14 protein-coding genes are annotated in these 12,247 nt (G+C 59.9%); all 14 read left to right on the forward strand.

Going from position 1 to position 12,247, the window contains the following annotated elements:
• The first annotated feature begins 1 nt into the window (after position 1).
• Positions 2-1,768 (forward strand): type III secretion system translocon subunit SseC family protein, encoded by a 1,767-nt coding sequence (sctE, locus tag BLO97_RS10930; protein WP_092345864.1) that lies wholly within the window; start codon positions 2-4, stop codon positions 1,766-1,768.
• 268 nt (positions 1,769-2,036) lie between these two features.
• The gene (locus tag BLO97_RS32250) at positions 2,037-3,146 is read left to right on the forward strand and encodes an IpaC/SipC family type III secretion system effector (RefSeq protein WP_371914894.1); all 1,110 of its coding nucleotides are present in this window, start codon (positions 2,037-2,039) and stop codon (positions 3,144-3,146) included.
• A gap of 10 nt (positions 3,147-3,156) precedes the next feature.
• The gene (locus BLO97_RS10945; RefSeq protein WP_092345866.1) at positions 3,157-4,254 is read left to right on the forward strand and encodes an IpaD/SipD/SspD family type III secretion system needle tip protein; all 1,098 of its coding nucleotides are present in this window, start codon (positions 3,157-3,159) and stop codon (positions 4,252-4,254) included.
• Positions 4,255-4,315: 61 nt separating this feature from the next.
• Positions 4,316-4,534: a phosphopantetheine-binding protein gene (locus BLO97_RS10950; RefSeq protein ID WP_256571806.1), complete on the forward strand. Its 219-nt coding sequence runs from the start codon at positions 4,316-4,318 to the stop codon at positions 4,532-4,534.
• Between the two features lie 312 nt (positions 4,535-4,846).
• Positions 4,847-6,028: a winged helix-turn-helix domain-containing protein gene (locus BLO97_RS10955; RefSeq protein ID WP_092345868.1), complete on the forward strand. Its 1,182-nt coding sequence runs from the start codon at positions 4,847-4,849 to the stop codon at positions 6,026-6,028.
• The gene (locus BLO97_RS10960; protein WP_063322242.1) at positions 6,025-6,498 is read left to right on the forward strand and encodes a transglycosylase SLT domain-containing protein; all 474 of its coding nucleotides are present in this window, start codon (positions 6,025-6,027) and stop codon (positions 6,496-6,498) included. The genes BLO97_RS10955 and BLO97_RS10960 overlap by 4 nt, the downstream gene beginning before the upstream one ends.
• A gap of 119 nt (positions 6,499-6,617) precedes the next feature.
• On the forward strand, positions 6,618-7,796 hold the full coding sequence (locus BLO97_RS10965) for a PrgH/EprH family type III secretion apparatus protein (protein ID WP_092345870.1): 1,179 nt from the start codon (positions 6,618-6,620) through the stop codon (positions 7,794-7,796).
• 3 nt (positions 7,797-7,799) lie between these two features.
• A complete protein-coding gene (sctF, locus tag BLO97_RS10970; RefSeq protein WP_092345872.1) occupies positions 7,800-8,060 on the forward strand; it encodes a type III secretion system needle filament subunit SctF in 261 nt (86 codons plus the stop codon).
• Positions 8,061-8,120: 60 nt separating this feature from the next.
• A complete protein-coding gene (sctI, locus tag BLO97_RS10975) occupies positions 8,121-8,429 on the forward strand; it encodes a type III secretion system inner rod subunit SctI (RefSeq protein ID WP_092148505.1) in 309 nt (102 codons plus the stop codon).
• Positions 8,426-9,145, forward strand: a complete 720-nt coding sequence (locus BLO97_RS10980) for an EscJ/YscJ/HrcJ family type III secretion inner membrane ring protein (protein ID WP_092223041.1) — start codon at positions 8,426-8,428, stop codon at positions 9,143-9,145. The genes sctI and BLO97_RS10980 overlap by 4 nt, the downstream gene beginning before the upstream one ends.
• Positions 9,132-9,698, forward strand: a complete 567-nt coding sequence (locus BLO97_RS10985; protein ID WP_092223043.1) for a secretion system protein — start codon at positions 9,132-9,134, stop codon at positions 9,696-9,698. The genes BLO97_RS10980 and BLO97_RS10985 overlap by 14 nt, the downstream gene beginning before the upstream one ends.
• A complete protein-coding gene (locus BLO97_RS10990; protein WP_092345929.1) occupies positions 9,670-10,380 on the forward strand; it encodes an oxygen-regulated invasion protein OrgB in 711 nt (236 codons plus the stop codon). Before BLO97_RS10985 ends, BLO97_RS10990 begins: the two co-directional genes overlap by 29 nt.
• Entirely contained in the window at positions 10,370-10,798 is a 429-nt protein-coding gene (locus BLO97_RS10995) for a hypothetical protein (protein ID WP_256571807.1), read from the forward strand. The genes BLO97_RS10990 and BLO97_RS10995 overlap by 11 nt, the downstream gene beginning before the upstream one ends.
• 41 nt (positions 10,799-10,839) lie before the next feature.
• Entirely contained in the window at positions 10,840-12,204 is a 1,365-nt protein-coding gene (locus tag BLO97_RS11000; RefSeq protein WP_256571808.1) for a hypothetical protein, read from the forward strand.
• Positions 12,205-12,247: the final 43 nt, after the last annotated feature.

Here is a 12,247-nt window from a genome sequence, read left to right on the forward strand (position 1 = left end):
CATGACTGACATAGGAAGTACCCGTAGCGCTCCCTTCCTGGGGGGAATGAGCCGCACCGAAGCCTTTGAAAAGTACGGCGCGGCGGCCAGCAAGGCCGCCAGGACCACGGACTATCAGGAGGCCGGTCGCAAAGCCCTGGCGGACCTGATGTCAGTGCAATACGACGGTCACGCTGGCCCGACCGCCAGCACCGGCCGACCCGTACTGCACGCACCACCGCCACGGGCCGATGGCAACAAGCAGGAAACCAACGGTGACCTGTTCACCCTATTGATGGCGATGATTGCCGAGCTGATCGGTGAGGTCGACGTCAACAAACTGAAAAACCGCCTGGCGATGTTGCAGAGCATGGCCGGTGCCCGCCAGCAGGGGCTTGAAAACCTCTCGGCCGAATACGCCGCCGCCGTCCAGGCCATGGCGGATGCCGAGGGGGATGTCGGCAGCAGCCAGGCGCAACTCGACCAATTGCACGAGCGGGTCCTGCATTTCCAAGGTCTGCTGGCAGACAGCGAAGCGCGGTTGGCACAACTGGACCCTGACTCGCCCGAATACGCCGAAGAGCTGGCCCGTCGCGACCAGCTCAAGGGCGAACTGGCGAGCCACACCCAAACGTTCAACGCAGCGACCGCCGCGCACCTGAAGCTGATCGAGATCGCCAATACCTTTGCCAAAACCTTGAGCGGGGTGATCGCGAAAGTGGTGGTGTCCGGCGGCGCAGACCCCGACCACAAGGAAACCGACGAAAAAGCCCTCAGCAGCAGTGCACTGGCCTTGCTCAACCGCTTGAAGATCATCGAACTGCTTGGCGACGCCGCGCAGAACAAGGAGGAACTGAGTCGGGAGTTGTTCCAGGAGTTGCAGGTCAAGCTTCAGGAGCACATGAAGCGTGAGTCGGATAAATACCTGGAGGAAGTGCGCAAGGCCGAGGCGTTGCAGAAAACCATGGGCTGCATCGGCAAGATCGTCGGGGCGATATTGGCCGCCGCCACCATCGTCGCCGGGGTCCTGACCGCCAACGTGGCCCTGATCGTGGTTGGGGTGGTTGGCGCGGCGGTAATGATTGCCGATGCGGTGGTCGAGGAGAAAACCGGCAAATCGTTCATGGCCGAGGCCATGAAGCCGCTGACCGTCGCCATGCAAGAGGCCATCGAGTTCTTCACCGAGCTCTACACCCAGATACTGATAGAGGTGGGCGTTGATGAAGACAAGGCCAAGGAAATCGCGCAGATCGCCGGCATGATCCAGGGCGTCGTTTCGACGCTGGCCGCCATTGCCTTGGTGGCGGTTGTCGGGACGGCGGTGATCGGGCCGATGGTCAGCGCCGTCGCCTCGAAACTGGGGTCGGTGGTCGCCCAGGCCGCGCCCGCCGCAATGCAAGCCATGAAGCAGGTGGCAACCTCGGTGGGCAAATCGGTGACTCAGATGCTCACGCAGCTGCGCAGCTTGGTGACCAACGGCGCCGATGCGGTATCGCTGGCCCGTTACGCCGCCAACCTGGAGATCGCCCAGGCCGTCACCGAGTTCGGCCATGTCGCGGCGCAGGGCGTGATGCAAATCGAGGCCGGTCGGCATCAGGCCCAGGCGGCCGTGCATTTGGCCGATGTGCGAGTGCGCATGGCGATCAGCGAGGAAATCAGCAAATACCTGACCCAGGTAGTCGACGACTACGGCCAGGCGATGCGGGAGCGAACCCATCAGATCGAGCAGGTGTTTGCCGATCTGCAGCGCAGTCACAACGTCAGCCTGAACATGGTTCGGAACGTTTGAAAATCACGGATAGCAGGTACCTACGATGAAGGCTATTGACACTTCGAGCACGCATGTTTTTGTCCGCGATACAGGGCAAAACGTGTCAACCGCTCAAACTGAATCTTCAAACCTTCCCAAAAGGAAGTCCCTCTCCGATTCAGCGGTTTTCGGCGAGATCACCGCAAGACAAGTCCTCCAGAACCCCAGCATCACGGCGCCTTCAGCTGCGGAGCTGGAGAGCGCGATCAACGCCTACCAGCCCACCGAGTCGGACTGGCAGGACTTCATGGCCGCCTCGATGATGCTCAGCGATGAAGTGCGCAACGAGCTGATCTTCGATCCAGGCGCCTGGGAGAAACACGCGAACGTATTGGTGGCCGCGATCATCGCGCTGAACATCGCGCGGGTCGCCAACGCTCAACTGCGTGGACATTTCAGCGTCATGGCCTCCGAGGCGGCCAAGGCCCAAGGTGCGGCCATTGTCGAGTCAGGCCAGGCGGCACTGTACAGCGCTATCACCGGGGCCATCGTCTCCGGCGCGATCTCTGGGTTCGCCTTGCTCAAGACCTTCCAGGGGCAAACGCTGAAGCATGCTGACATCGACCTGCACAAACGCAACGCCATGGACGCTCGCAATATCGAACGCGACCTCAAGCTTGAACGCAGTCGCAGCGAGTGGAATCCGCAGGGCACCTACAAGATCAAGACTCTTGATGAATTCGGTCGCGCGAAGACGGTCGATTTCAAACCCAGCGGTTCACCCCGGCCACCCGAGGACCAAGCCTGGTTCGACAAGGAAATCCTCAAGGCACAGGAGGTCGGTCGCAACGCCAAGTGGCTGAGCGAGACAGACCCCCAGAACCGATTGAACCTGCACAAGCCCAACGCCCTGAACGCCAGGAACATCGAACGCGACCTCAAGCTTGAACGCGACCGCACGGACTGGAATTCGGACACCACTTACAAGATCAGGACGTTCGACGCGTTCGGTCGTCCGACGCTGGTCGATTTCAAACCCAAGGGATCGCCCCTCTCAGCCAAGGACCAGGCCTGGTTCGAAAAGCAAATATCCAACGCGCAAAAGGTCAGCGAGACCTCCGACTGGCTGAGCCAGATGGGCAGCCGGGGTATTGAAAGGAAACTGGAAATCGGCCGCGCCCTCAGCGCCATGGCGACGAACCTGAGCCAGGTGGTCTCAAGCATCGTGCGCCTGGCTGAGTACACCGCGCGGGAGAAAGAGGTGCTGCAGCAAAGTGCGCAGAACAGCCAGAAGAGCCTGGGGGATGAAGTCGCTCAGAAGGACGCCGCCGATGCCGCATTGCTGCAAAAACTGATGGACATGGTCATGCAGCTTTTTCAATCACGCAGTGACGTTATTCGCGCCGTGACGGCTTGAGGAGAGGAATATGGAAATCACCAGATTCATACAGACACCTGTCGTCTTGCTGCCGAACATCGACGCCACGGTCGATACGCCGTTGCCTGTGGACATTCCCGTTGAAGTACAAACGGTCAGCTCTCTGACACAGTTGCTCGACCGCTCCGTGAGCGCACTCAATCGCAGCCTCGCCAATCTGCTCAGGGGCCCATTCAACGCCAAGTCGCTGGAAGGCATGACCACCGAGTCCATGGCGCAACTTATCCCGGAGCTTCTCGAACAGATCCACGCCAAGCGCGATCGCTCACACCTGTGGGCCCAACGCGCCCACCAGTGTTGTGCGGTGATGAGCCACAGCATGAAGTCCACGCTTCTGGACGACAGTCGACTGCGCCAGCTCAATGAGGAACAAGGCGAGATCCTGCGCAGCCTCAAGCAAGCCGTGGACCAGGACAAACCCTTCGAAATCGCGGAGGCCCTGGATGCCGGGATCAATTCCTCCAATGACTTCTTCGACAAACTGCTCGAGCTGATCGACCTGATCAAGAACGGCTACCTGGCCGGTTACGAACACATCATCAAGGCCTATACCGACTTCTTTGCTGATTTCAACGCTCTAATTACCGCGAAGATGAAGGACTGGATCGAGGGGACGAACGACGGTAAAGAGGTCAAGGTGAGTGTCAGCGGATTGCGCGCCGCGTTGACCAGTCTGATCAATAAATACAGCCACCCCAACTCCGCGTCCGTACTCTTTCCGAAACCTGGCGACGGCGCAGCGAGCAAGGAAGAAGCAGAGAAATGGCTCAAGGCCCTGGGCTTGCCCGCCAGTTGTCTGAAACAGAATCCTCCGCCGGATAGCGGCTGGTGTGTCGTCATCGACCTCAGCCCATTGACGACCATGCTAGGTAGCGTGCCGAGCGGAGGCACAGTGACGTGGGATACCGCCAAGTACAACCAATGGCAAACCGGCTTCAACGCCCAGGAAGAACGCCTGAAAAACATGCTGCAGTCCCTTACCCAGAAGTATTCGAATGCCAATTCGTACCATGACAATTTCAATAAGACGCTGTCGGCACATTTGAATCAGTTTGCGGACATGTTGAGGGCGATGTTGAATTTTTAACTTCACGACTGTGCGGTGATCGATGGGTGCGTCAGTGACTGAAATGTGTATCGAGTCGGAAGTGATAAAGCTGCTGTCTGGCTATTTTTCGACGATCCAACGGAAGATAAGCAGGCATTCGCGGTTAGTGGAGGATCTGAATCTCGATTCCGTGGATGTGGTGGAAATCATCATGATTGTTGACGAAGCATTTAATGTTGAACTGCCTTCACATGAGGTGGAGGCTTGGAGGTCGGTGGCCGATATCATCCATTCGGTTGAGGCTGCGAGAGGCGCTTGATGGAGCGATAGCCGCCGTGAGCAATTTGCGGCGGTGACGCCTTAATTGCAGAAGCCTCTCTTCTTGGCATCCCCCGAGGGCCCTACGTTGTATGTCGTGGTTTCCTACATCAATAAGATTGGAAGCCCTACGGAATCCCCCCACACATCTTCCTATAGTCACGCAGCTCGTCACCCCGAGCCTACCCACAGGCTCAATCGCGCTCAGTAACTTTCTATAGAGAAGTCCCAGAGTATGGACAGTGCAACTGAACAAACGCCAGTCACGTCATTCGTCTTTGACCACTGGCTATTGCAAAGCGATGGAACGCTGATGCGAGATGGACAAGGAGTTCATGTTCCACCCAAAGAGCTGCACGTACTGCGCCTGTTGTTGCAGTCAGCGGGTACGATCGTCAGTAAGGATTATTTGCTGAGCCATGTATGGTCCCAGATGGATGCAGCGGAGGAGTCGCTGACACGCTGTATCTACGCTTTGCGCAAGTTGCTCAAGGAAAACAAGGACTACATTGCGACGGTCTACGGCCAGGGTTATCGATTCACTGGCTCAGTGGTTGAGCTCGACGTGCCGAGTCAGACGGGGGCGGTGGCGCCTTCGTTGGCGGTCCTACCTTTTCGTAACCTGGACGAGACGGCGGCGCTGGATCTGCAGGATGTGCTGATCCGTCAGTTGACCACCGCGTTCGGCGAGGCTTTGCGTGTGATGCCCTCGGGGGTGATCGCGACCTATGGGGCACCGGAGGATGTGCGCTCGCTGGCCGGGCGGTTGTCGGCGGATTACTGCTTGAGCGGGCGGTTCATCGGTTCGGGCAGACAGCGACATTGGTCGGTGGAATTGATTCGTGGCAGCGACCAGGCGCTGGTCCATGGGCAGACGCTGGACGCCCATGATCCTGGCGAGGCCCTGGGCGCATTGACCTGCCTGGTGGCCCAGCGTGTCGCCGGGTTGCGTCCGGTCGGTGATCGTTGTGGGTCGTACCCGGTGGCGGTGGCGTATCTCAATGGGCTGTGCAGCGTGCAGCAGCACACGGCGCAAAGCCTCGGCGATGCCGCTGTGCTGTTTCGCCAGTGTTTGAAACTCGATGCCGGCTACGCGCCGCCCTGGTGCGGTTTGGCGGATGTGTGGCTGGGGCAGGCGCTGATGGGCCTGGGTGACCCGGAGCGTGCCATCGAAGAGGCGCATTCAGCGGTTTCCAATGCCTTGGCGCTGGACCCCGGCAGTCTCCCGGCCTTGACGCGCCTGGCGTTGCTCACCAGTTTGCGTGGCTGCGAGGAGGCGGCCCAAGTGTTGTTCCGACGCTGCCTGTTGTCGGCGGATCAGGCTGACGTGCTGTATTTTCATGCCTGGCATCATTGGTTCTGGCGGCGCAACGAGCAGGCGGCGCAGTTGATCGACCAGTGTCTGCGGCATGATCCCGGTTGTGTCCGGGCGCAGATCTTGCGGGGGCGTATTCACGAACAGCTGACGTGGATCAGCGAGCGGCGCCTGGCATGAGGCGGCGCAGGAGCAAGTGGTTATGCGTGCCGATGTGTCTGGGCTTGGGGCTTGGCATGGCCCAGGCGCACGCCTGGTGCTGGAGCAGGGCGGGGCAGTTGCATGCCATCGAACCCGAGCTGCTGCAAGCGATTGCCGATGTTGAATCCGGGCAGCGGCCAGACGCAATCAACCACAACCGCAACGGCACCCGCGATATCGGGCTGATGCAGATCAACAGCATCCACCTGCCCCGATTGAATGCCCAGGGCATTACCGAGCAGCGTCTGCTGGATGAGCCGTGCCTGTCGGTGGAAGTCGGTGCCCAGGTGCTGGCCGAATTCATCGCCCGCTATGGCTACAACTGGACGGCAGTCGGCGCCTACAACGCCGGTCATTCGCCTCACCGTCAAGCGGCGCGGCTTCGCTATGCCCGCAAAGTCTGGAAACGCTATCAGGCGTTCACCCAGGCGCGAATGGCAGCACCGTGAGCCGGGCCGGTCCAGGGATTCTGATCCTTTGCGGGAGGCAATCGGCAGATTTGCATCAGGAACCCTGGGGCCGGCCTTTCTAACCTGCCTGCTCATTTGACTGCCCTGGAGTTAGGACGGTGACAGTCCCGACGGCCCTCCCTCTACAGCCCTGCGTCTTGCGGATACTCAATGGCCCGTTGCAAGGCTGTGAGTTCCCGCTGGGTGAAGGCGCGACCCTGTTCGTGGTGGGGGCTGTGGATGTGCTCGGGGACGGCGTCCGTTCTGCCAGCGTTCCGGCTGAAACCATCTTCGTTCCCCTGGAGGAAGGTGGCTACAATTTCGAGGTGCTGGCCGACCAGGCCACGGCGGACGGTGTGCCGTTGCGGTTGCTCGGCGATTCGGTGGAGGTACGCCATTGTGCCTTCCAGGCCAGGGTGCAGATCGGCAGCCTGCAAATCGTCTTGCGTCCGGAGGATCAACCCTGGGCTCCCGAATGTGTCGGTCAAGCACCCGAGACGCCGTCCAATGCCAGCGCTCTCGAGCGTTGGCGGGCCCCTTGGATGCGCTGGGGCGCCGGCGGTCTGGCGCTGATTGTTCTGGTTACCGTGATGGGGCTTTGGTCGATGCCGGGGCCTGCGCCGGAAACCGATATTCGCACGCTGATCACCGGCACCAGTGCCGAAGTTCAGGTGCTGCCGGGACGCGATCATTCGATCTATGTTTTTGTGGCTTCCGAACGCGATGCCGGTTGGAGCCGACAGGTGCTGACGCGCCACAACACCCTGAACGGCAAGGTGCTGATGAGGGACCAGGAGCGTCGTCGACTGGAGCAGGTGCTGATCGATCACTATCCGCAACTGGCCTGGCATTTCCTGGACCTCAAGGACCCGTCGACACCGCGCCTGTTGCTCAGCACCCAGCGCAACCTGCTCACGCCGGACAAGCAGGCGCAGCTGCTCGAGGTGCTGCTCGCGGCGGCACCCTATGCCCGCGACATCGTGGTGCAGATGCAGGATGACACGCTGCTCGCCGACCTGGCGCAGGGCGGCTTGCAACGCCTGGCCCTGGCCTTCAACCGGATCGAGCACGCGGACAGTGTCACGTTCGCCGTCGAGGGCAACCTGCAGGATTCCGAACTGGCCGCCACTCGCCAGTATGTCGACCGCTTTTACCGGCAGTGGGGTGATCGCTACGTGCATTTCACTGTCGAGCTCAAGGACGACGCGCTCAAGGGCCTGTCGTTTCAAACCGGCCCGCAGGGCTACGTCAAGACGAGTGCTTCGTCCTGGTTTTTTCCAAACAGACACAATAGGTGAGCAATGGCTGGTATCGGTTTACCCATCACATTTCCCGACGACTTTCTCGGCGAGCAAGCTGCTGCGTTCGAACTCGGTGCACAGAAACTCAAGGACGTCCTGGATAAAGCGCTGGAGGACCTGAAAAAAGATGCCTCTGACCCTGGGCTGCTAGCGGCCTACCAGACCGCGTTTTCGTCGTACACAGTATTCCGAAATGCCCAGACCAACACGGTCAAGGGCTTCAAGGACATCGACATGGCGATCATCCAGGCGGCCCGCTGACGCTGGCTTTTTTCGATTGGCCATCGCCGTGACGATGGCCATTTTTCATGAGTGCATCCTATGTCCATCCTCAGTGTTTCCCCTTCGCTTGTTCACGGCTCGACCTTCGTTGAACTGCGCGGTCCGCAGGAAGGCCCGGTCGTGTCACTGGAATCGCGCTTGATCGAGGCGTTTGCCGGTTCCGCCGTGGACAGCGGCCAGGAAGTCGCCGCGATCAATCAGTTGCTGCTGCGTCCGGATATCAGCGACCCTGAAGTATTGGCCCAGTTGCAGGAGATGACCGGGCAATACAACGTCGATATCAACTTGCTCAACGTGCTGGTGCGCAAGGCCGTAGGCACGGCAGAAACCTTGTTGCGTGCGTCATGAAAGCGGGCGTGGTGTTGCTGCTGTTGGGCCTGGCGCTGGCGGGGTGTCGCCAACCGAGCCTGCTTGAAGGGCTGGATCAGCAGCAGGCCAATGAAGTGCTTTCGGTCTTGCAACGCAACAACATCGCCGCGGTGAAAGTCGACGCCGGCAAAGCCGGTTATGCGGTGAAAATCGATCAGTCGGATTTTTCCGCCGCCGTCGATCTGCTCAACCTTTATTCGTTGCCGTCCCGACCACGCCTGCAAGTCGCGGAGATGTTTCCCGCCGATTCCCTGGTGGCCTCGCCCCGCGCGGAAAAAGCCCGGTTGTATTCGGCGTTGGAGCAGCGCATCGAGCAGTCGCTGGCGGTACTCGAAGGTGTGGTTTCCGCGCGGGTGCATGTCAGTTATGACCTGGATGCCGGTGAAGGCGGGCGCAAGTCGCCGCCTATCCATCTCTCGGCGGTGGTGCTGCATGAGCGCGATGTCGAACCGCAGTTGCTGATCACCGACATCAAGCGTTTTCTCAAGAACAGTTTTGCGGCGGTGGAGTACGAGAACGTCTCGGTGGTGCTGTCCAAGCGCGCGTCCATCCAGCATGTCGCGCCAACGGTTATCGCAGCTCAGGGGCGTCCGAGTTGGCCGTGGTGGCTGGCGCTGATCGGCGGGTCGCTGTTGGCCGCTGGTGCCTGGGCCTATCGTCAGTCAAGTGCAGGGCGGCGTGATGACGGACGTTGACTGCTTGCAGCAGATTCTCGCTGAGCCTTTGGGGTATCTGCATCCTCAGCGCCTGGTGGTGCCCGCGAGATTCGAGGGGGCCGAGGCGTGGAGCCTACTTAACCGGATCGTGCTCGAAGGGCTGGCGATGCAAGGGCCTTGGCCATCGATGCCACTGACCGGCGTGGCGAAACAATGGGTTCGTCACTGGCGACGATTGCCTTATATCGCCTTGCTGATGGGCGCTTATCGTTTGATGCCCGATCTGGCACGAGGCGCTGCGCTGGGTTGCCTGCCGATGTCGGTTCGTCGTTTCGCGAGTTACAGCTTAGGGGGGCGAGGCGGTCTGCCGATCGACCGCTCACCTGTTGTCGTGGCCCAGGTTGAAGCGGCTGGCCTCAATGCGTTGTGGAGCTGGCACGAACAGGTTCCCGCCGCGCTGCTCGATCGTCTGGCATTGCAATTTTCCGAGGCGGTCGTGCGCTTGCATCGGCAATGGCCGCTCACGAAGCCCAATCCAAGCCTGTTCTTTCTGGCGGTGCAGCATGCTCGACTCTATCCGCTCCCTGACTGACCTGCCTGTGGGCGAGGACGCGCGCCTGGCGCGCGAGGACATCGCCGCTGCCCGTCGCCGCCAGCGCTTGCAGCGTGAGGCCCAACGCCGCGCCCGCGAGTGTGTCGAGCAGGCCCGGCGCGATGCCGAAGCGCTGCACGCCCAGGCGTTTCAACAGGGTTATGCCGAGGGCATTCTGCGCGCCACCGGGCAACTGGCTGACGGTTTGTTGAAGTCGCAAACCCTGGGCCTGCAATTGCGCCACGCGCTGGCTCGGGCCGCGCGTGATCTGCTCGCCCAAGCCTTGAGCCAGCCGCAATGGCTGGATGAAATGCTGGAACGTTGGCTGGCCGCACACCCGGTCGATTCGACCGCAGTCCTGCAGGTGCTGGTGCCGCTGCATTGCCGCCCGCGCGGCCATGAACTGCGGGACAGCCTGCGCCAGCAATGGGCCGGCGAACTGATTCTGGAATATCACCCGCAGGAGCGCTATGTGCTGCGGCTCGCGGATCAACTGCTGGAATTCGACGTTGAAACCATCCAGGAACGCTTGGCGCCCAGGTTGCTGGCGAGCATCGCCGCCCTGCCGGAGTCGGTTCGCGCCCTGGACCAGTCATCGTTACAGACCCTGGCGGACTTGTGCTCAAGCTTCGTCGAGCGCCCCACCGATTCCACGGCAACCGAGGTTCACCATGAAGATTGAAACCATGAGCGATTCCAGCACGCTGGATCGCAGCGTCAGTCCGGCGGTGGAGACGCTGGAAGCGCGCCTGCTGGCTGCTGGTGAGCAAAGCAAACGTCCGGACCCTGAGTTCGAGCACTTGTATCAATTGCTGCTGGCCATGGAAGGGCAGGGCGAGAAGGCGATTCATGAGTTTCTTCGCACACTGCGTGGGGCGGACGGAGAAACCGCTGCGTACCCCACCGCGATGGCATTGAAGACGATCACGCAACAGGTATTGGTTCGGTTGAAGGACGAGGGCCTGGAAAAGTCGCAGCTCTATAAGGAAATCCGCGGGGCCAATGGCCTGGCGTTTGCCATGGAAGTCTATGTATTGGGCGTTATGCGTGATGTGTTTCAGCCCATGGGGGATGACGCTTGGGAGAGGAGTGAGTGGTGAGGAGTTTTTGATGGTTTACATAACAATATGGAGAAACAACCATGCAAATTGTGAATGGGGCGAGCGTTCCTACGAGGGCTGTCCAGAGCGACTTCGTTTCATCTTCAAATGGTTCGGCAGGGGCATTAGAGACGCTTGACGCTGGAAAGCTGGATACTTCGGGGTTTGAACTGAGCCGATTGGGGTCGCCTAAGCAGATCGCAGCGGGTCTTGAGCATTTAGATCGTGCAGCAGCCATTGGATTGGAGAGTCTCGCCACTTATCAGGGGCAGGAAGATCTGGTTATAAGGTCCCGGATTTCCGAATTTGTTGAAGAGGGTAATCTGCCCGCCGAAAGAAGCGGAATTTTTAGCTTTGTAGATGAAGGGGCAGCAGGCACCGGAAACCGCGAGGATCGCTTGAAAGCTGTGCTCGAGGCCGGCCTGGAACTGCTCGAAGCCGCCAAAGGGCCAGGGCTCAACCTGCTGAATGTCGCCGGGCACACGGGGATGATCATTGCGCTGGCCACCGGTTTGCGTCAGTACGTTGGCTATCTCGTCGAGCAGGCTATGCGCGAAGGTGATACACCTGAGGCCGCTCGGACATGGGCGACCGTTGCGCTGGCAATGATAGGGCCAGCGTTGACGCTGATGGGGGCTGTCCGCAGGGAGGTCGCAGGGGAGTCGACCTGGAAGTCTCGGGCGGGAAGTCTTTTCATGGCGATTGCTGTGTTTGGAAGCACGCTTGGGGCTGTTCTCACGGGAGCGGCGGCAAAGCTTTTCCCTACAATGGCCGGCGGAGTCGTCTACATCATGGCCCGGGCGCTGGCTCAGTCCTTCTTCACTTTGAAAGACAACGCAGGTCCCGCGAACGCAGCGGTAACCGGGGTTACAGCTGCGGCTTATGGCGCGGTTCAATTTGCGTTGGCAGAACTGGGTAAGGCCATGCCATTGAGTGGTCCTGCCAGGGCAGCCGAGGGGCTTGGTTACAATTTCGGGGCGGACGTTATTCAAGCCGCGCTGAATGCTCTTGGAATGATAGCCGATGTAGCTACCTTCACTGCCTGCAAAAGTTTGGATGTGCTATCACGCAAGTTAGGGCCGGATTCGGTCTTTTCTGATCCGGAGTCTTTACAACAGACGGCCCTGGAGGTACGCGCTGGTGTTCAGTGGCCCACCAGAACGCAATTGGCCGATGCATTCATAAATGTTGCAGGGGCACGCCTTTCGTTTGGGCACACTGTCAGCCTGTTCGTAGGTGCGGCAGCAGCTTTGTTGAGTGAGTCCGAGATCGGTGAGGATGCCCAGAGCCATGTTCTCAATGGCTGTTTCGCCGTAATGATGATGCTTCTTTACTTTCCACTCATTTTTACCAACCTAAAGGCAACCGGCCGAACCTTTACTCCGGAGGGTATTAACACGCCTTGATCCAGCCCCAAGAGCGAGCAGCCATAGGTTGCTCGCTCCTGTC

It is taken from the genome of Pseudomonas sp. NFACC05-1 (assembly GCF_900100135.1).
Lineage (GTDB): Bacteria > Pseudomonadota > Gammaproteobacteria > Pseudomonadales > Pseudomonadaceae > Aquipseudomonas > Aquipseudomonas fluorescens_Q.

Coding starts and splice junctions, on each gene's coding strand:
- BLO97_RS10960 (WP_063322242.1), top strand. CDS start 6,025: ATGAGGCGGCGCAGGAGCAAGTGGTTATGCGTGCCGATGTGTCTGGGC.
- BLO97_RS11000 (WP_256571808.1), top strand. CDS start 10,840: ATGCAAATTGTGAATGGGGCGAGCGTTCCTACGAGGGCTGTCCAGAGC.
- BLO97_RS10985 (WP_092223043.1), top strand. CDS start 9,132: ATGACGGACGTTGACTGCTTGCAGCAGATTCTCGCTGAGCCTTTGGGG.
- BLO97_RS10980 (WP_092223041.1), top strand. CDS start 8,426: ATGAAAGCGGGCGTGGTGTTGCTGCTGTTGGGCCTGGCGCTGGCGGGG.
- BLO97_RS10990 (WP_092345929.1), top strand. CDS start 9,670: ATGCTCGACTCTATCCGCTCCCTGACTGACCTGCCTGTGGGCGAGGAC.
- sctI (WP_092148505.1), top strand. CDS start 8,121: ATGTCCATCCTCAGTGTTTCCCCTTCGCTTGTTCACGGCTCGACCTTC.
- BLO97_RS32250 (WP_371914894.1), top strand. CDS start 2,037: ATGGCCGCCTCGATGATGCTCAGCGATGAAGTGCGCAACGAGCTGATC.
- BLO97_RS10995 (WP_256571807.1), top strand. CDS start 10,370: ATGAAGATTGAAACCATGAGCGATTCCAGCACGCTGGATCGCAGCGTC.
- BLO97_RS10955 (WP_092345868.1), top strand. CDS start 4,847: ATGCGAGATGGACAAGGAGTTCATGTTCCACCCAAAGAGCTGCACGTA.
- sctE (WP_092345864.1), top strand. CDS start 2: ATGACTGACATAGGAAGTACCCGTAGCGCTCCCTTCCTGGGGGGAATG.
- sctF (WP_092345872.1), top strand. CDS start 7,800: ATGGCTGGTATCGGTTTACCCATCACATTTCCCGACGACTTTCTCGGC.
- BLO97_RS10945 (WP_092345866.1), top strand. CDS start 3,157: ATGGAAATCACCAGATTCATACAGACACCTGTCGTCTTGCTGCCGAAC.